Source organism: Acidocella aromatica (assembly GCF_014201825.1).
Lineage (GTDB): Bacteria > Pseudomonadota > Alphaproteobacteria > Acetobacterales > Acetobacteraceae > Acidocella > Acidocella aromatica.
In genome coordinates, this window is sequence record NZ_JACHFJ010000008.1 from 68,411 (window position 1) to 85,096 (window position 16,686).

The window sequence follows — 16,686 nt, forward strand, 5'->3', positions numbered from 1 at the left end:
AACATGACATTTCATTTGGTGGTGCTGAAGCCGTTTGACGGTTACCAGCGGGGTGAGCTGATTACCAATACGGCGACGGTGGAGAAGATTCTTGCCGGGTCGCAGGCGAGTTTCGTTGTGCGCGTGATGGCGAAGGAGGGCTGAGCCATGCCGATTGTGCAGCAAGGGGCACTGAATACCACAGCGCTGATTGTTCCTGATCTTTATGTGCAGATCGTGCCGCCGCAGTCGCTGCTGTTGAATGGTGTGCAGACCGATGTCGTCGGTGTGGTCGGTACGGCAAGCTGGGGGCCGGTAGGTGAGCCGACCATCATTGGCAGCATGAGCGATTATGCAACGAGCTTCGGCCCCATTGCGGCGCGAAAATACGATATGGGCACGCAGGTGGCGGCTGCGGTGCAGCAAGGGGCTGGGAATTTCCGTTGCGTTCGGGTGACGGATGGGACCGATACCGCAGCTTCGCTGAGCGTGCTGGGGGCGATCACCTTTACGGCTATGTATACCGGCAGCATGGGAAACCAGCTGCAGCTGACAGTCTCGCCCGGTTCGGCCGCGAGCAGCTGGCGCCTGACCATTGCCATGCCTAGATTGAGCCCGGAGGTTTTTGACAACATCACTGGCACGGGCCTCGCCTTCTGGAAAAATCTGGCCAACGCCGTGAATAATGGTAATAGCGCGCTGCGCGGACCGTCGCAGCTGGTGGTGGCGACGACACTGGGTGGTGCTGCAACCCCGCTGACGGGGGTGTTCCAGTTCGCTGCGGGTAATCCGGGCCTGGATGGTGCGACAGGTGTGAATGCCGCGATGCTGGTGGGCAGTGACACTTTGCCGCGCCAGGGTATGTATGCGCTGCGGGGGCAGGGGTGTGCCATTGGCCTGCTGGCGGACGCTGATGATTCGACGCAGTGGAGCGTACAGGCGGCGTTTGGCCTGAGCGAGAGCGTCTATATGATCCTGACCGGCCCGGCGGGCGATAATATCGTGAATGCCGTGACGATGAAGGCGGAAGCCGGGGTCGACTGCTATGCGGCCAAGCTGATGTTCGGCGATTGGGTGTACTGGTACGACCAAGCCAATGCGATGACGCGCCTTGTCTCGCCACAGGGTTTTGTGGCTGGGCGTTTGGCGAATCTCTCGCCGGAGCAGTCCTCGCTGAACAAGCCTCTTTATGGCGTGATCGGCACGCAGAAATCCGGTCAGCCGGGGGGAAGAACGGCGACGACTTATTCCAGCGCCGATCTTGGCGTTTTGCTAGGGGCCGGGATCGACGTGATCGCCAATCCGCAGCCTGGTGGCAACTATTGGGGCGTGCGCGGGGGGCATAATTCATCGTCCAACGCGACGGTGAATGGCGATAACTATACGCGCTTGACCAACTATATCTCCATCACGCTGGCGGCGGGTATGGGGGTGTATGTTGGACAAGTGGTCAATGACACATTGTTCCAGAATATCCGCTCCACGCTTATGGCATTCCTGAATGGCCTGCTCTCGCAAGGTTTGCTGGGCAGCACTGATGGCAGCCCGCCGTTTGCGGTGGTGTGCGATACTAGTAACAATCCCGCCAGCCGCACGGCGCTGGGATATGTACAGGCGGATGTGCAGGTGCGCTACCAGGCGATCAACGAAAAATTCATCGTGAATGTTCAGGGCGGGCAGACGGTGCAGGTGAGCGTGCAAACCGTTTCCACCACCAACTGAGTGAGGATGCAGAAAGATGCCGTATAATACTTTCACGGTTGGAAGAGATTGCCAGCTGGTGGTGATGGGGCCGTTCGGGCGTGTTGATCTTGCACATGTCACCGGCTTCGAGGCGCAGCAGATTACCGCAGCGGTGCGCGTGGACAGGCTGGATGGCGTGCAACTCGGCGCGGAACTGCCGAAAGGATGGAGTGGCAGCTTTACTCTGGATCGTGGCTCATCGGCGGTGGATGATTTTATCGCCAAAATTGAGCAGGCCTACCTCTCTGGCAAGACCATCCAGGGTGGCACACTGTACCAGTATGTTAACGAAACCGATGGGTCTGTCTCGACCTATCAGTTCAGCGGTGTGGTATTCAAGCTGGCCTCGGCGGGAGTTTATCGCGGTGATGCGGCTGTGATGCAGAAACTCGACTTTTTTGCGTCTACCCGGAAGCGTGTTTGATGAATGACGTTGTTTCCGACCGGGCTGGACGGCGGATAGAACTGCGGCGAGTGGGCGTGGTGGAGCAACTCAGGTTGTTCAAGGCGTTGGGGCCGGAACTTTCGGAAAATAGGGCCTATTTTGGCCTTGCCAAACTCGCTGCGTCTATCGCGATGATCGACGATGTGCCGGTGCCGTTCCCCGCTAATGAGGCAGGGATTGAGGCCGTTCTGGAACGGCTCGGCGATGATGGGGTGGAGGCGGTGGGGGCGTATCTTACCGCTGATACTGGACGAGATACTCTGGGCGAAGCGGGAAACTGAGCCGGCACCCCGGGCTGATGGATTGTCTATATCTTGTCAGCTGCGGGGTGCCGTATGAGGTGGCATTTGGCCTCGATGAGGCCGAACGCATCGCCCATGTGGTGGTGTTCGGGACAATGTCCGGTTTGAGTTTCGATTGGCAGACTCTGCGTTGGAATGAAGACTGATATAATGATGATGGTGATACGATGGGCAAGGTAACGCTGACTCTGGGAGGTGTTGCCTTTCAGGATATGGAGGTGCCGGAGGCGATTAGCTTCGGAGGGCGGCAGCGTGTTGCGGTGCAGGAGCTCATCGGCGGTGGCCGCGCTGTGCAGGCGTTGGGTGTTGATGAGGGCATCATCACATTCTCAGGCATTTTCTCTGGCTCTGATGCTGCCGTAAGAGCGCAGCTTCTGGATGCAGCAAGGACAACTGGGGCTGCTCTGCCGCTGATGTGGGATAGCTTTTACTATCTGGTGATTATCGAACAGTTTGCGGCTGAATATCGAAAGCCGAATCTCATTCCGTTTGAAATCGCTTGTATCGTTGTTGATAATGTGGCGAGTGCCGTGGTTGCACCGCTGGCATCGCTGGTAGGATCTGATTTAGCTGTTGCGGAAAATCTTGGCGTTCAGGCGGGAATTTCCATGCTCGGATTGGGACTTGGCTCAGCGGTGGGTTACGAGGCGGCGCGAGGGCAGGTTGATGCTGTTATGACGTCGTCTGGTGCGGCAGTGCGTAATGCGGGCACGGCATTGGACACGGTGGCTGATGCCGGCGCCGGAGCAGGAATTTTGAATGGATTAAGTGCTGGGACGGCTCAATTGGCAGCAGCGGCGAATATGCGTGGATATCTGAACCGTGCCGCCGTGAATTTGGGGATGGCGTAGGTATGACGAACAGGATTGTGGTGGTGGCGGGCGGAAATTTGTTTGTGTTGGCGGCAAAGTATCTAAGCGATGCGACGCAGTGGATCAGGATTGCGCAAGTGAATAAGCTGTCTGATCCGGTGCTGAGCGGCGTTACGACGCTGCTGATTCCGCCCGTTGACACCATGGCGGGAGGCGGCATTGCCAGCTGAAGCGCCGCAGATTCGCTTGAGCATCGGCGGTATGCAGGTAGAGGGGGTCGTGGCCCTGGAAGTTGAGTCGGTTGGCTATTTTGCTGCGGACAGATTCAATGTGGCCTGCGCGCTTTCCGGGAGGGCTGGCTATTTTGCCGCGTTGGGCAAGCAAGATGTGACGATCGAGGTGGCAGCCGATGGTGTGGGTTATGCCACGTTACTCGTTGGCCAACTAGATAACGTGCGAGTCGATTTGGGGTGCAATGAGGTTGTACTGGCAGGCCGGGATCTAGCAGCACGGTTGATTGATGCTGAAATAGCCGAGACTTTTGCAAACCAAACAGCTAGCCAGATTGCGTTGACATTGGCTGGACGGCGTGGGTTGACGCCGAATGTAGCGGTGACATCCACGCAGGTTGGACAGTATTACGAACTGGACCACGCGCGCAGTGCGCTGGCTACTCATGCACGGTCTGTCACAGAGTGGAGTTTGTTGACGCAGTTGGCGCAGGCCGAGGGTTTTGCGCTATGGGTGAGCGGCGAGAGGCTGAATTTTGGACCGTGGCCTCAGATGACGTCGATGCCAGTGGCACCAGAAAATTTTTTGACGTTGACGTTTGATATGATCAATGTGTTGCCAGCGGCTGTAACGGTAAAATCCTGGAATACGCGCAATAAGGCCGTGGTTTCACAAAGTCGCGGCAACGGCGTGGGGACGACACTGGTTCGTCCGAACTTGACGGCGGCGCAGGCACGGAGTTTAGCCACTTCGCAATTGACGGCATTGGGGCAGCATGGGGTGATGATGAATGCTACCATGCCGGGAGATACAATGCTGCGTCCAGGAATGACGCTGGTGATGGCGGGGACGGATTCAGCGTTGGATCAGAGCTATGCGGTGTTGACCGTGACGCGACGTTTGAGCGCACGCCGGGGATTTGAGCAAAATGTGACGGCTTATGCCATGAATTAGGAAAATAAATGGACCAGTTCTGGAACATGGTGAAGGCCAGTGCCGCGGGGCTGGATGGCCAAGGCGGTGTTGCGCGGTTTGGATTGGTTTCAAGCTTTGATCCCAATGCCTATGCAGTACGGGTTCTAATACAGCCGGAGAATGTTTTGACTGGGTGGCTGCCGATTGTCTCTCCCTGGGTTGGGGCGGGCTGGGGTATGGCGGCGCCGCTGACTCCGGGTGCCCAGGTGCTGGTTCTGGCGCAGGAAGGCGATGCGGAACATGGCGTTGTGCTGGGGGCGGTATGGTCGGCCGTGGATACACCGATGCCAGCGCCTGCAGGGGAGATGTGGTTAAGGCACCAGACTGGGAGCTTTGTAAAGCTGCTCAATGACGGAACCATTGGTGTACAGGCGAGCATGGTGAAGATTACCGGCGATCTTGTCGTGACGGGAGATATATCTGACCAAAATGGCACGCAGGGCACGTTGGCAACGCTGCGCAATACCTATGATCAGCATCAGCACGTCGACTCGAAGGGTGGAACCACGAGCGTGCCGTCGGAGATTGTATAATGGCGGATTTGGCCTTGCAGTTTGGTGGTGATCTGGCCATTGGTCCGACTGGTGATCTGCTGCTGAGCGAGGGAACCACGTTGACACAGCAGCGCGTACTCCGGCGGCTTTTAACGAATCCTCTAGATTATATATGGCAACTTAATTACGGTGCGGGGCTTGGTAAGTATGTCGGCCAGCCGGGAGCACCGGCGGCGATAGCTGGCATGGCCAGGACGCAGATTCTTCTGGAGGCCGCCGTGGTGGCATCGCCAGCGCCAATTGTTGGCGTGATGGCACAAACAGATGGGACAGTGAATTTGTCGCTCAGCTACACGGATGCGGCGGCAGGCGAGACTTCGGCGCTCACGTTTTCGCTTTAGGAAATCATGAAATTATCGCTTCAGAATTTCTCCGCGCTTGTGGAGGGAATGGCGGCTGCCGTGCAGGGCGCGGCGGCGAGTCTATTGGATTTGACTGTGGGGTCTGTACTGCGCGCGATATTGGAGGCGAATGCCTCGGTCGCGCTGTGGTTGCAATGGCTGATCGTACAGGTGCTGGCAACGACCAGACTGGCGACCAGTACAGGAGATGATTGTGATAGCTTTGGTGCGGATTTTGGCTTTAGCCGCTTGCCGGCGGTTGCCGCCAGTGGGCAGGTGATGTTCTCACGTTTTACGCCAAGCGTGGCGGCGCTGGTGCCGGTGGGAACGGAAGTTTCGGTTACGGGCAATGTGCAGAGTTTTGTGGTGGTGACGGATGTGAGCAATCCGGCCTTCAGCTCTGCAAGCAATGGTTATGTTCTGGCGCCGGGGATTGCGAGTGTGGCCGCAGCAGTCGCGGCGGTTGTTCCGGGTAGTATAGGTAATGTGCAGCCGGGTACGATCGCCGTGCTTGGTTCGGCGATTGCCGGCGTGGACACGGTGACGAATCCGCTGGCGCTGACGGGGGGCATGGATGCGGAGAGCGATCCGGCATTTCGGGCGAGGTTTGGGAATTATCTGGCGAGTCTGAGCCGGGCGACGGCGCTGGCGATTGGCAGTGCTATCGCGGCTATTCAGCAAGGACTGAGCTACACGATTACCGAAAACATGAGTCAGGCTGGGACCGTGCAGATGGGGCATTTTGTGGTGACGGTTGATGATGGCACCGGTGCTCCTTCCATAAACCTCTTGTCCACGGTGCAGCAGGCTGTGGATGCGGTACGGCCGGTCGGTACTAGCTTTGCAGTGCAAGGCCCGGTGGTGGAGGCGGCGAATGTGGCGGTGACGCTGGTGACATCGAGCCAGGCAGTCCATGCCAGGGCGGTGGCCAGTGTTGCGGCGGCGATTGAGGCCTATATCGCTGGTTTGCCGGTGGGGGCAACGCTGAGCTACACGAGGCTGGCACAGCTGATCTATGATGCCTCTGGTGCTGTGACTAACATCGCCACGCTGGTGCTGAATGGTGGCGCGATGGACTTGGTACCGCCGCTGTTTGGTGTGATTCGCGCTGGTACTGTGACGGTTTCCTGATATGATCGGAGATAGCAATGATATGCTGCTCCGTTTGAAGCAGGTTCTGCCTGGGCGGTGGTTCGCGGATAGCTCGCCGGTGCTGGATGCGCTGCTTGGTGGTTTGGCGGCAGCGTGGAGCGGGTTGTACACGTTATTAGACCAAGTGAAGGCGCAGGTTCGCCTGGCAACGGCTAGCGGTGTGTTTCTGGACATCGCGGCGCAGGATTTCTTCGGTGGCAAATTAACCCGCCGTGTTGGCGAGGCGGATGGTGCCTATGGCAGCCGGTTGCGTGCAAATTTGGTGGCGCCACGAGCGACGCGGGTAGGATTGATACAAGCGCTGCAAACCCTTACCGGACGTGCCCCGAAGATTTTTGAGCCATTGAATGCGGCGGATACAGGTGGGTACAATGTGAATCTCGGCTACAACAGCGCCGGGGGATATGGCAGCATGAGCCTGCCGTATCAGTTCTTTGTGACCGCGTACCGGCCGAATGATCTGCCGATCAGTAATGCCGGCGGTTACAATGATGGCCCTGGCGGATATGGCACAGGGCTGCTTGCCTACGCCACAACCGAGGAATTCGCCGGGAATATCGGCGACGATGAAATCTACGCCAGCGTCGCGGCGGTGATTCCCGCTTCGTGCGTTGCTTGGACGAATATTTCCAACTGAGGATTGTTTATGGATCGCAATATTGTTTATCCCGGGAGCATCCCGCTGGATACGGATATCCTATACCCGAATCGTAATGCAATGATCGGCATCGCGGCACTGACCGCCGCGACACTGGGCAACAATACCATGGTGGATGGGCTGGCTTGCACGCCGACCTCTCCAGCCTCGCTGACCGTGGTGGTCGGGCCGGGTAGTATCACACAGCTCTCGGCGCTGGATGCTACCGCTTATGGTTCGCTTGCGGCTGATGTGGCCGATCAGATCGTGAAAACCGGTATTAATCTGCAGGCGACGAACTTTACGTTTTCGGCACCGGCGAGTTCTGGGCAGTCCATCAACTACCTGATCGAGGCTGCGTTTTCCGAGACCGATACGAATGCCGTCGTATTGCCTTATGTGAATGCGGCGAATCCGAGCCAGCCTTATTCTGGCCCGAATAATGCGGGGACCGCGCAGAATACCCAGCGCGTGCAGCGCGTGCAGCTGCAGGCGAAGCCGGGGGCGGCGGCGGCGGCGGGCATGCAGACCACGCCGGCGGTGGATAGCGGTTGGGTGGGGTTGTATGTGGTGACCGTGAATTACGGTCAGACCGCGATCACGGCCGCGAATATTGCGACACTACCTGGCGCGCCATTCCTCGCCTACAAACTTCCTAGCCTGCGCCCAGGGTTTTCTTCGATGCAGGTCTTCACGCAGTCTGACAACTTCATTGTACCGAATGGTGTGAGCACGGTGAAGGTGACTGTGGTCGGCGGCGGCGGTTCCGGCGGTTACCACAGCACCATGCCGAGCGGTGGAGGTGGCGCGGGTGGCCGCGCGAAAGGCATCATTACCGGTTTGATGCCGGGCCAGGTGATTCCGGTGACGGTGGGTGCCGGTGGTGCAGCGCTGACTAGTGCGCAGAATGGCAATAGTGGCAGCGCCTCCAGCTTTGGCAGCTACATGTCGGCCAATGGCGGTGCGGGCGGTATGGGGGGCACAGCCGCTAATTTTTCCAATGCAGGTGGTGTTGGCGGAAACGCATCGGGTGGGCAGGTGAATATGACCGGTTCGTACGGCTCGGATTCGATTACCGCTGGATGCCGTGGTGGCGATGGCGGTGGTCCGGGCAATGGGCGTGGTGCCAGCGGCCCGATGGTGGGCATGAGTGCGGGTGGTTATGGTGGCGGCGGTGGCGGCGGCGGCATGACTACCAGTGGCAGCGCCGTGGGTTCGCCTGGTGGTGCAGGTGGTGCTGGGCTTGTGATCGTGGAATATTAAGGGGAGCGCTTGATGCCGACAGTTGCAAGCCATTTATGGCGCCCCTCCAGTGCGCGTTATGTGCAGATCGAGGGGTTTGTGCCGACGCCGCGCGGTGCCGTGGCCACGCCACCGCAGGCGCTAGCTTGGCCGGTGAAAGATCCCGGCGACACGCTGGACTATGTTTTCGATATTGCCCCGGCGCTGACGGCAAATCCAGGTGATACCATCGCTACGCTGGATGTGACGGTAAGCCCGGATAATGCCGGTGATGTCACTCTGGTTTCGGCCTCGGCAGATGGCGCCAGGGCGGTGCTGTGGCTGAGCGGCGGTCAGGCGGGAATCACATATACGGTGACGGTGAATGTGACGACGGCGGGCGGGCGGGCACTGGTGCGCAGCCTCTCGTTGCCGGTACTCGCACTTTCCACGGTGCCGTCGCCGGCCAATGCGCTGGAAACGCCGTCCGGCGACGCGCTCACCGGGCCGAATGGCACGCCGCTGACCACAAGCTGAAGGATTTCCATGACTACGATTGGGCAATTGCCGCCGGCGGCCTCGGTCTCCGACAGCGACGAGATTGCGATTTTTCAGAATGGCCAGACCCTGGCGGCGACGCGCGCGCAGATTTTGGCGGGAACGCAGGCTGCGTTGACACTGCCGGCGAATACGCTGCTGGGCAATGGCTCTTCCGGCACCGCAGCGCCGGGTGCGATCAGCATCGGTGCGAATCTTGCCGTTTCTGGCAATACGTTATCAGCCACCGCAGCGCCGTTTGTAATCCCCTCGCTCACTACGGGGGGCGTGCCGGGAGTTGCGGACACCGTGCCGCTGGGGCAGGGTGGGGCAAATGTTGGCGTGCCGTACGCCACTTTCATGTCGGGGATGGGTAATGTCTCCGGCCTGCCGGGTGGGGCGCTGACAGCAACCGCAAGCGGCGCGACCACGGTGCGGACAGTCGCGGCTCTGGCGGCTAATGCTGTGTCGATCGAGGATTTTGGCGCCAAGGGCGATGGCGTGACCGATGACGGCGCGGCGTTGTTGGCGGCGATTGCCAGCGGGATGCCGGTGCGCTTTGGCGCTAAGACCTATGCCATCGCGGGTGAATGCGACATTACCGGTACCGCCTGCACGCTGCTGGGCGTGCCGGGGTTGACCGTGCTGACGCGTCCGGGGCAGACGAAGATCGGCACGTCGGCAATAGCTGCGTGGATCAGCGTGTCGGCAGCCACGTTCTATGCCGATGGTATCATTTTTGACGGCAACAGTTCCATCACCACCGATACGATGGGTGTAGCTGTACAGGCGGGTTGCACGAAATCTCTGATCACGCGCTGCCTGTTCCGCAACATGAAGGGGTCGAATAATGGCAGCGGTCTGACGTATCTGGCGAGTGATCCGACCCTCACGCAGCATCATGTCGATAATTGTGAGTTTACCGCTAACGCTCAGCACGGGTTGTATGCCAACGCGTTGGATGCGCTGAGTGTGACCAATTGCCGAGCGCATGATAATGCTGTGAATGGTATCTATGTGGACAGCATGGATCCGACCTTCACCTTGAAGATCCGGGCGCTGCATATCATCAGCAATACATGTTGGAATAATAATTGCGGTATCATCGTCGGCAATTTCATCGTCAATAATCTCTGGTCTTCCCCGCTGGTTTACGGCAATGCGAATCCTGACGTGCTGGGGGCAGTGATTGCCAGCAATAATTGCTATTCGAACCTGCGCTACGGTATTTATATTTCAGGTCGTAATATTCTTGTCTCGGGCAATTTGTGCACTAATAACAGCTCCATTGCGCTGAGCGGCGCGGGGATTCTGTGCGATACCGGGTATTGCAAGATTACTGGCAACATGATCACCGGTAATTCTGCTTTTGGCATCGATTGCGGCGGTTCGATTTATACCGAGGTTGATAATAACTACATCAATGGCGCGCTGATCGGGCTGAATATTGGCGGTGGGCAGTATTGCACAGCCCGCGCGAATTTTATTCAGGATTGCACAGCCGTTGGTATCGCGGTGCAGAATGTTGAGGCGGATGGATCCGGGGATACTTTCAATCTGGCTTGCACGGGTTTGTCGATCATCGGCAACTGGATCACCTACGCGGGCAGTGTTGCGCCCATTGAGGTTCGCGATGCGGCGCAGAATGTGCTGATCGAAGAGAATGTCATTTACGGCAAGCCTGGTGCCAACATGACCACGACGATGTCGATCTATACGGATACGGCGATTATTCGGCGAAATACCCTCAATTTCACCACTCGGTGGGCGGTGAATCCGGCGGCGGTGAATGGCGTGTATACGTTGACCGTGCCGGATATTGCTGATGCGGTAACGATCTCACAGTCCACTGCGCCGATTGCCAGCATCGTGACGCTGCAAGGTGCGAAGATGGCGGGGCAGGTCACTTTTGCGAAGGTGACGAATGGCGGCTCTGGCTATACCAGCGCGACCGTCAGTTTCTCGGGTACCGGTACGGGGGCGGCGGGCAAGGTTTGGCTGTCCGGTGGTGTGGTGATCGGTATTCAGATGACCAATTTTGGTTCTGGCTATGGAGCGGGTACGACGGCGACGATTTCCGGTAATGGCGCCGGGGCTACCGTTACCGTGCAGGTTGGGCTGCCGGTTTGGAAGAACAAGGAACTGGCCATTGACTGTACCGCGGCGGTGACGTTCGCAACCGCGGGGTCCTCGCCAACGCAGAGCAACTGGACTGGAGCGCCGATTACCGTGCCGGCGGGGGCAACGATCGATTGGATCGGCACCGGTAGCGGCTGGCGCGCGGCACGCTTTACACAAAACGATTATGTGTCGCCCAATGGCGATGGCAGCCTGACGCTGAAAACACAGTCGGGAGATATGTCGCTGCATCCCGCGGGAAGTGGTGTGGTGCGGATTATCTCTGATACGGAATCGACCGGGGCGGTGGAATTGATCGGGCGGGGTTCACCGCTGAACGTGGTTACGGCGCCCGCAGGTTCGACCTTCAGGAATCTAAATGGTGGTGTGGGCAGCACGTTCTGGGTGAAGCAGTCGGGGACTGATTCGGCCAATTGGGTGGCTGTGGCCTGAGAGGCCGACGGAAACAATAGAGAACATAAGGTTGTTTTGAATGACAACGATTGCGCAACTGCCAGCCGCGTCTTCGGTTGGCGGCAGTGATCTGCTGCCGCTTTCACAGGCCGGGCAGGTTTATTCGGTGAGTGTATCGCAGCTTACGGCAGGGCTGCAGACGCAGATCGCTGTGCCGAGCGGTGAGCTGCTGGGGCGGCACAGCATTGGCGCCGGAGCGCCGGAGAGCGTGGCTCTGGGCGTTGGCTTGGCCGTGGCCGAGGGCAGTTTGGCCGCGAATGGCGGGGATCATGCAGGGTTTCCGGTGCAGACCGCGATGACCCTTTCCGATGAGGTGGTGATCAACACGGGCGGTGCGCCCGGGTTGTTACCCGTGACCGCGCTGCGTGGGTTGTTCTCGGCGGGTGAGGGGGTGGCGATCAGTGCCGATGGTGTGATCGGGGTGACGGTTTCCGCCATGGCTGGCCCTGCGGGGCCGCAGGGGCCGGCAGGGCCGCAAGGGCCGGAGGGTGCCATCGGCCCTGCTGGAACTGGCTTGTCCGGTCCAGTGGCGAATAATTCCGCGAGCGCGGTTGGTACTTCTGACTATGTGGCGCTGTGGCAGAACGGTGCGTTGGCCTGGATGCCTTATGGCCAGTTTCTCGGCGGGCAGACGATTGACGAGTTACCTGCCGCAGGTCCAGTCGCAGATAGCGACGAACTGCTGGTGGCACAGAACGGAAATACGCTCAGTGTGCAGAGTTTTGGTGCGATATGGAACTATGTGCAGAGCAAGCTGCCCAGCGTGAAGCCACAGGTGGTGGAGCTGACGGCGAATACCGTGCTGGACGTAACAGACCACAACAACCGCGTGCTCGTGGCCAGCGCGCCGATTACGCTGAGTGCGAATTTTACCAATATGGGGGCTGGATTTTCCTGCACCGTGATCAACCTGGCGGCGGGGCCGGTGATCATGGGGACTGGGATTAGCTCTGGCTCCGGCTCCACGACCTTGCCGCCCGGTACGGCGACGGAGCTGCTGGGATTGAGCTATTCAGGCGGTTCTCTGGTGTGGTGGAGCGGCGTGGTGCCAAATGCGCCGACGATTACCGTGGGGATGATTAGTCCGCCGGTGTTGAACGCCTCGTTCACCGTGAGCGGTGGTATCTTTAACGATGCACCGACGGCGCTGGATTATTCAACCGATGGTGGCAATACCTGGGTGGCTGTGGCGAGTCCGGTGATCACGGCCAATGCCTACAGCTTTACCGCTGCAGGGCTTGCTGCCGGGACCTATGCGCTGCGCGTGCGTGACCACAACAATCAGGCGATTGTTGGTGTGTCCAACAGTTTTGCCGTTGCGGCGCCGACGATTACGCTGGGCAGCCTGCCGGTGGGAGCGATGGTGAACAGCGTGATCGCGCTGGCTGGTACCGTGGTGCCGGCGAATAGTGCGGTGCAGGTTGGTCTCTCCGCTAATGCCGCCACGGTACCTGCGGCTTGGGTGAACGCGGTGACCAATAATGGTGAGTGGACTGCAAGCCTGACGCCGACGGTTGCGGGTACATACTATGTTTGGGCGCAGCAGGAGGCGGATCCTGCGGTGCAGGTGGTATCGGCGGCCGTGAACGTGGTGTCGGCGGCGTTGAGCGTGAGCGCCCCCGCAACCGGTATGGCCGGGATCGCGCTGGCGGTGACGGGCAGTGTGACGCCGGCGGCGGATGCGGTGAATGTGCAACTCTCGGCACAGAATACCACGGCGCCGAATTCAGGCTGGACGGCAACGACGAATGCGAACGGCAGTTTCTCGGCATCGCTGACGCCATCGGTGGCGGGAACCTATTATGTGTGGGCGCAGGACCCCGCCAGTGGTCTTACCGCCGTTTCCGCCGCGATTACCGTGGCGGCTGCACCCAGTGTGGTTTATGGTTTCAACGATCCGGGTGGAAGCTATGTGCATGGTGTGAGCACAATTCCGCTGAATGGCTCCATAACGCCAGCGCAGAGTGTGGCGACGCAGGTGGCGCTCTCGACCTCCAACGCCGTCGCGCCAGGTTCTGGCTGGCAGACGGCGTCGGTCATCTACTCGAACTCGCTGTGGGCGATTTACTACACAACGCCGGCAACCGCTGGAAATTACTATGTGTGGGTGCAGACCGCAGCCGGTACTGCCTCTGCTGTCAGTAGCTTCACTGTTACGGTGACTTAAGCCATGGCCATGTTGTTCAACATTCCTGGTTCTCCGCTGGCGACAGGGCGGGGCATGCGCGTGCTGGCGGGGCCGCTGTTTGCTGGGAACGCGCCGCCCGCAGGGTTGTTCACCGGGCCATACCCGTCGGCGATTAGTGGGATATCGGGCTGGTGGGATGCCGGGTTGCCGAATGGGTTGCTGGATGCGGGCGGGGCCACGTTGCTTGTGAGCAACGGTGTTGTTGGGGCGGTGAAGGATAAAACTGGTAACGGCAATAATTTGATGCCGTATCATATTGCCGCTGATACCACACCTGCCGCGACCATCGCGGCGCCTCGGGTAAACGGGTATCTGGGCGCGGTGGGGGCGCCGGATGCGGCCATCGTGAATTATGGGCCGAGCCTGGACCCGGATTGGGGGCTGGTGCATCCGGCGCTGGAGTTGGGTGCGGGGGTTGCTTGGACGCGCTACTTCGTGTGGACGCGGCCGAACTGGCGGCAGGGGACCTATTACGTCAATAACCAGCCTATTCCATTGCTTCACACCACCGCCGGGGCGGGATTGACGATCTTGCAGGCGGACAGCGTCGAGGGGACGAACCTCACGTTGTTTCCCGGCACGGCGAGTCAGACCGTGCTCTCCGCCACGCTGGCGCGGCGGCACAGTCATGCGGTAATTCTGCGCAACACGCCAGGCAGTGGCGTGGATGTGTGGCTGGATGGCGTGCAGGTGGCCTCTGGAGTGGTTAATCCGCTGGCGGCGAGCGCCAGTGGGCAGGTGCTGTTTTTGCATGATGGCAGCATCCAGGGGTCGGCGCAGTGCTGGTTCCATGAAGCAGCTTCGTGGGAGCGCGCACTTAGTGCGGGTGAGATTGGCACGCTGATCTCGGCACAAGCGCGCTGGGCGCTGGGGACGCGCCGGGGCGTGAACCTGTTGGTGATGGGCCAGTCTAATGCGGCGTGGTTCATTGGCGCAGGCGGGCCATTGGCGCTGGCGCAGGGGGTGGCCTGGTATCTTGGCGCCGCGGCCTATGGCTATACGGCGGCGGCCTCGGGCTCGTATATCTCGCCGGACCGGTACTCGGTGATTCCGGGGCATCCGATCTCCAATTCCTCGTCGCCATTGTTTCCACCGGGAGCCTCGAATGGCACGTTTCTGACCAATCCGGGGGATGGATCTGACCCGTCTAGTTGGGCGGCGGGGCCGGATTTTGAGGCGTTGACCGCTTATCTGACCGGCGGCAATGCAGTGGTGAGCGCGGTGGATGAGAATGACATCGCGTTGCTTGTCTGGCCGTGGTCGGAGCAGGACAGCACCATGCCGTATGCTAACAAGGCGTTATATAATGGCAGTGTGTTGCGTCTGTTGGGGATGACGCGCAGCCTGCTTGGGCGGACGGCGGCGACGCTGCCGTTGTTGGTCTGGAATGCGATCCCGTACGAGACCAATGACGGTGTGCAGATGGTGCGTGAGGTGATCGCGGATCTGGCTGCGGATGCCAGCAACAATGTTGTGGTGTTTGCGGCGCAGACGGCGGATTCGAATCCGCTGAACGCGGCGTATGACCCTACGACCGGTGTATTCTCAGGTGGTGATCCGCAACATCGGGATGAACCTGATCTGCTGCGCTACGGTCGGATCGGTGTGCATGCGGCAGGGCGGGCCGCGCTGGCGATGGGGTTGAGCGATACCATTCCGGCGGCGCAAGTGCCGGCCACTGGTTTGCCGGTGGGCGGTGGACCGAGGATCACGCATGTGTATCGCGCTTCCGATACGCGGCTGATCCTGACGATCCAGCATGATGGAGGAAATGATCTGCTGGTGCCGTTGCAGGCAACGAATGGCGTGGGCTTTGCCGTGATGGATGGCGGTTCGGTGGCGGTGCCGGGGACGATCATTACCGCCACGGCGGCGGCTAGAGTCGATGCGACGCATCTGGCCGTGACATTGGCGGCGCCGGTTACCAATCCGTCTGCCGAAGTGTTGCTCTTCTACCCGTATGGCAGCGCGCAGATTGGGCGCGGCAATGCAGTGACCGACAATGCAGCGAGCCAGACGCTGCCCGCGAATTGGAACATTGGCAATGATCTGGGGGCGGCCTGGACTGTCAATTTTCCGCTCCAAGCCACGACCTATCCTATCACGCTGTCTGATACGCCAGACTGAGGAGCCAATATGGATACAGCAGACACTGTCGCCCTGCTGCGGACAGACATTGCCGGGCTGCGCAACGATATAAGCGGTATAAGACAGGATATCGGAATCCTGGAAGCCAAGGCGGATGCGGTCGAGGCATGGAGGATAAGGTATCTGGCGCAGGAAGACCAGGTCGTTGGAAAGTTGTTTACGAAAGTCGATGAGCTGATGGCTGGATTGAATGATATGCGGGCGGATCTGGCGCGCATACGTGGTGAGCGCGATGCGGAACGGCGAATCAGCGTGATGATCATCAGCCTGCTCTCCGCCGTGTGCGGTGGGCTCTGCGCGAGGATATTCCATGGATAATTTTGCCAAGTGCTTCGCCTTTACCCTGGGGGCAGAGGGGGGATACACGGATAATTCCGCCGACCCCGGCAACTGGACCGGTGGTGCTGTGGGACATGGGGAGTTGCGTGGCACCAAATTCGGGATCAGTGCGGCGGCATATCCCGATCTGGATATCAGCAAACTTTCAGAGACCGATGCGCAGGCCATCTACCGGCGAGATTTTTACGCGCCGCTGCATGGCGATGAGCTGGTGTTGCCGGTGGCGATGGTGGCATTCGATGCGGCAGTGAATGCCGGGTTGCGGCGCTCGGTGTGCTGGTTGCAGCAGGCTGCCGGACTTGTGGCCGATGGCGTGCTTGGGCCGAAGACACTTTCCGCTTTCAACAAAACTGATGCATTGGCTTTGGCGCGTGAAGCTCTGGCGCGGCGGATTGATTTTTACAGTCGATTGCCAGGGTGGGGGAATTTCGGACTGGGCTGGACGCGCAGGGTGATCGCCCTTGCGGGTGAAATTCTTCATTGATGAGAT

The 16,686-nt window shown here is 59.5% G+C and carries 18 protein-coding genes; all 18 read left to right on the plus strand.

Annotated elements, in window-relative coordinates; genetic code table 11:
- Positions 1–3: 3 nt before the first annotated feature.
- Positions 4–144: a hypothetical protein gene (locus HNP71_RS09385; RefSeq protein ID WP_183266642.1), complete on the plus strand. Its 141-nt coding sequence runs from the start codon at positions 4–6 to the stop codon at positions 142–144.
- Between the two features lie 3 nt (positions 145–147).
- On the plus strand, positions 148–1,701 hold the full coding sequence (locus tag HNP71_RS09390; protein WP_183266643.1) for a phage tail protein: 1,554 nt from the start codon (positions 148–150) through the stop codon (positions 1,699–1,701).
- Positions 1,702–1,717: 16 nt separating this feature from the next.
- Positions 1,718–2,146 carry a hypothetical protein gene (locus HNP71_RS09395; protein ID WP_183266644.1) on the plus strand — a complete coding sequence of 143 codons (429 nt, stop codon included), beginning with the start codon at positions 1,718–1,720 and terminating at the stop codon, positions 2,144–2,146.
- Positions 2,146–2,448, plus strand: coding sequence for a hypothetical protein (locus tag HNP71_RS09400; RefSeq protein ID WP_183266645.1), 303 nt, complete (start codon positions 2,146–2,148; stop codon positions 2,446–2,448). Before HNP71_RS09395 ends, HNP71_RS09400 begins: the two co-directional genes overlap by 1 nt.
- A gap of 188 nt (positions 2,449–2,636) precedes the next feature.
- Complete coding sequence (locus HNP71_RS09405; protein ID WP_183266647.1) at positions 2,637–3,320, plus strand: hypothetical protein; 684 nt, start codon at positions 2,637–2,639, stop codon at positions 3,318–3,320.
- Between the two features lie 2 nt (positions 3,321–3,322).
- Positions 3,323–3,511: a hypothetical protein gene (locus HNP71_RS09410; RefSeq protein WP_183266648.1), complete on the plus strand. Its 189-nt coding sequence runs from the start codon at positions 3,323–3,325 to the stop codon at positions 3,509–3,511.
- The gene (locus HNP71_RS09415) at positions 3,501–4,466 is read left to right on the plus strand and encodes a phage late control D family protein (protein WP_183266649.1); all 966 of its coding nucleotides are present in this window, start codon (positions 3,501–3,503) and stop codon (positions 4,464–4,466) included. Before HNP71_RS09410 ends, HNP71_RS09415 begins: the two co-directional genes overlap by 11 nt.
- Before the next feature lie 8 nt (positions 4,467–4,474).
- The gene (locus tag HNP71_RS09420) at positions 4,475–5,020 is read left to right on the plus strand and encodes a phage baseplate assembly protein V (RefSeq protein WP_183266651.1); all 546 of its coding nucleotides are present in this window, start codon (positions 4,475–4,477) and stop codon (positions 5,018–5,020) included.
- On the plus strand, positions 5,020–5,382 hold the full coding sequence (locus HNP71_RS09425) for a hypothetical protein (RefSeq protein WP_183266653.1): 363 nt from the start codon (positions 5,020–5,022) through the stop codon (positions 5,380–5,382). The genes HNP71_RS09420 and HNP71_RS09425 overlap by 1 nt, the downstream gene beginning before the upstream one ends.
- A 6-nt stretch (positions 5,383–5,388) precedes the next feature.
- Positions 5,389–6,513 carry a baseplate J/gp47 family protein gene (locus HNP71_RS09430; protein WP_183266654.1) on the plus strand — a complete coding sequence of 375 codons (1,125 nt, stop codon included), beginning with the start codon at positions 5,389–5,391 and terminating at the stop codon, positions 6,511–6,513.
- Position 6,514: 1 nt separating this feature from the next.
- A complete protein-coding gene (locus HNP71_RS09435; RefSeq protein WP_183266656.1) occupies positions 6,515–7,171 on the plus strand; it encodes a hypothetical protein in 657 nt (218 codons plus the stop codon).
- Positions 7,172–7,180: 9 nt separating this feature from the next.
- Entirely contained in the window at positions 7,181–8,434 is a 1,254-nt protein-coding gene (locus HNP71_RS09440; RefSeq protein WP_183266657.1) for a glycine-rich domain-containing protein, read from the plus strand.
- Positions 8,435–8,446: 12 nt separating this feature from the next.
- The gene (locus HNP71_RS09445) at positions 8,447–8,929 is read left to right on the plus strand and encodes a phage fiber-tail adaptor protein (RefSeq protein ID WP_183266658.1); all 483 of its coding nucleotides are present in this window, start codon (positions 8,447–8,449) and stop codon (positions 8,927–8,929) included.
- Positions 8,930–8,938: 9 nt separating this feature from the next.
- Complete coding sequence (locus HNP71_RS09450) at positions 8,939–11,500, plus strand: right-handed parallel beta-helix repeat-containing protein (protein WP_183266659.1); 2,562 nt, start codon at positions 8,939–8,941, stop codon at positions 11,498–11,500.
- A gap of 40 nt (positions 11,501–11,540) precedes the next feature.
- A complete protein-coding gene (locus HNP71_RS09455; RefSeq protein ID WP_183266661.1) occupies positions 11,541–13,688 on the plus strand; it encodes a collagen-like domain-containing protein in 2,148 nt (715 codons plus the stop codon).
- Positions 13,689–13,691: 3 nt separating this feature from the next.
- Complete coding sequence (locus HNP71_RS09460; RefSeq protein WP_183266663.1) at positions 13,692–15,836, plus strand: hypothetical protein; 2,145 nt, start codon at positions 13,692–13,694, stop codon at positions 15,834–15,836.
- A gap of 9 nt (positions 15,837–15,845) precedes the next feature.
- Entirely contained in the window at positions 15,846–16,175 is a 330-nt protein-coding gene (locus tag HNP71_RS09465) for a hypothetical protein (RefSeq protein ID WP_183266665.1), read from the plus strand.
- The gene (locus tag HNP71_RS09470) at positions 16,168–16,680 is read left to right on the plus strand and encodes a glycoside hydrolase family 108 protein (RefSeq protein WP_183266666.1); all 513 of its coding nucleotides are present in this window, start codon (positions 16,168–16,170) and stop codon (positions 16,678–16,680) included. Before HNP71_RS09465 ends, HNP71_RS09470 begins: the two co-directional genes overlap by 8 nt.
- Positions 16,681–16,686: the final 6 nt, after the last annotated feature.

Coding starts and splice junctions, on each gene's coding strand:
- HNP71_RS09385 (WP_183266642.1), top strand. CDS start 4: ATGACATTTCATTTGGTGGTGCTGAAGCCGTTTGACGGTTACCAGCGG.
- HNP71_RS09390 (WP_183266643.1), top strand. CDS start 148: ATGCCGATTGTGCAGCAAGGGGCACTGAATACCACAGCGCTGATTGTT.
- HNP71_RS09395 (WP_183266644.1), top strand. CDS start 1,718: ATGCCGTATAATACTTTCACGGTTGGAAGAGATTGCCAGCTGGTGGTG.
- HNP71_RS09400 (WP_183266645.1), top strand. CDS start 2,146: ATGAATGACGTTGTTTCCGACCGGGCTGGACGGCGGATAGAACTGCGG.
- HNP71_RS09405 (WP_183266647.1), top strand. CDS start 2,637: ATGGGCAAGGTAACGCTGACTCTGGGAGGTGTTGCCTTTCAGGATATG.
- HNP71_RS09410 (WP_183266648.1), top strand. CDS start 3,323: ATGACGAACAGGATTGTGGTGGTGGCGGGCGGAAATTTGTTTGTGTTG.
- HNP71_RS09420 (WP_183266651.1), top strand. CDS start 4,475: ATGGACCAGTTCTGGAACATGGTGAAGGCCAGTGCCGCGGGGCTGGAT.
- HNP71_RS09425 (WP_183266653.1), top strand. CDS start 5,020: ATGGCGGATTTGGCCTTGCAGTTTGGTGGTGATCTGGCCATTGGTCCG.
- HNP71_RS09430 (WP_183266654.1), top strand. CDS start 5,389: ATGAAATTATCGCTTCAGAATTTCTCCGCGCTTGTGGAGGGAATGGCG.
- HNP71_RS09435 (WP_183266656.1), top strand. CDS start 6,515: ATGATCGGAGATAGCAATGATATGCTGCTCCGTTTGAAGCAGGTTCTG.
- HNP71_RS09440 (WP_183266657.1), top strand. CDS start 7,181: ATGGATCGCAATATTGTTTATCCCGGGAGCATCCCGCTGGATACGGAT.
- HNP71_RS09445 (WP_183266658.1), top strand. CDS start 8,447: ATGCCGACAGTTGCAAGCCATTTATGGCGCCCCTCCAGTGCGCGTTAT.
- HNP71_RS09450 (WP_183266659.1), top strand. CDS start 8,939: ATGACTACGATTGGGCAATTGCCGCCGGCGGCCTCGGTCTCCGACAGC.
- HNP71_RS09455 (WP_183266661.1), top strand. CDS start 11,541: ATGACAACGATTGCGCAACTGCCAGCCGCGTCTTCGGTTGGCGGCAGT.
- HNP71_RS09460 (WP_183266663.1), top strand. CDS start 13,692: ATGGCCATGTTGTTCAACATTCCTGGTTCTCCGCTGGCGACAGGGCGG.
- HNP71_RS09465 (WP_183266665.1), top strand. CDS start 15,846: ATGGATACAGCAGACACTGTCGCCCTGCTGCGGACAGACATTGCCGGG.
- HNP71_RS09470 (WP_183266666.1), top strand. CDS start 16,168: ATGGATAATTTTGCCAAGTGCTTCGCCTTTACCCTGGGGGCAGAGGGG.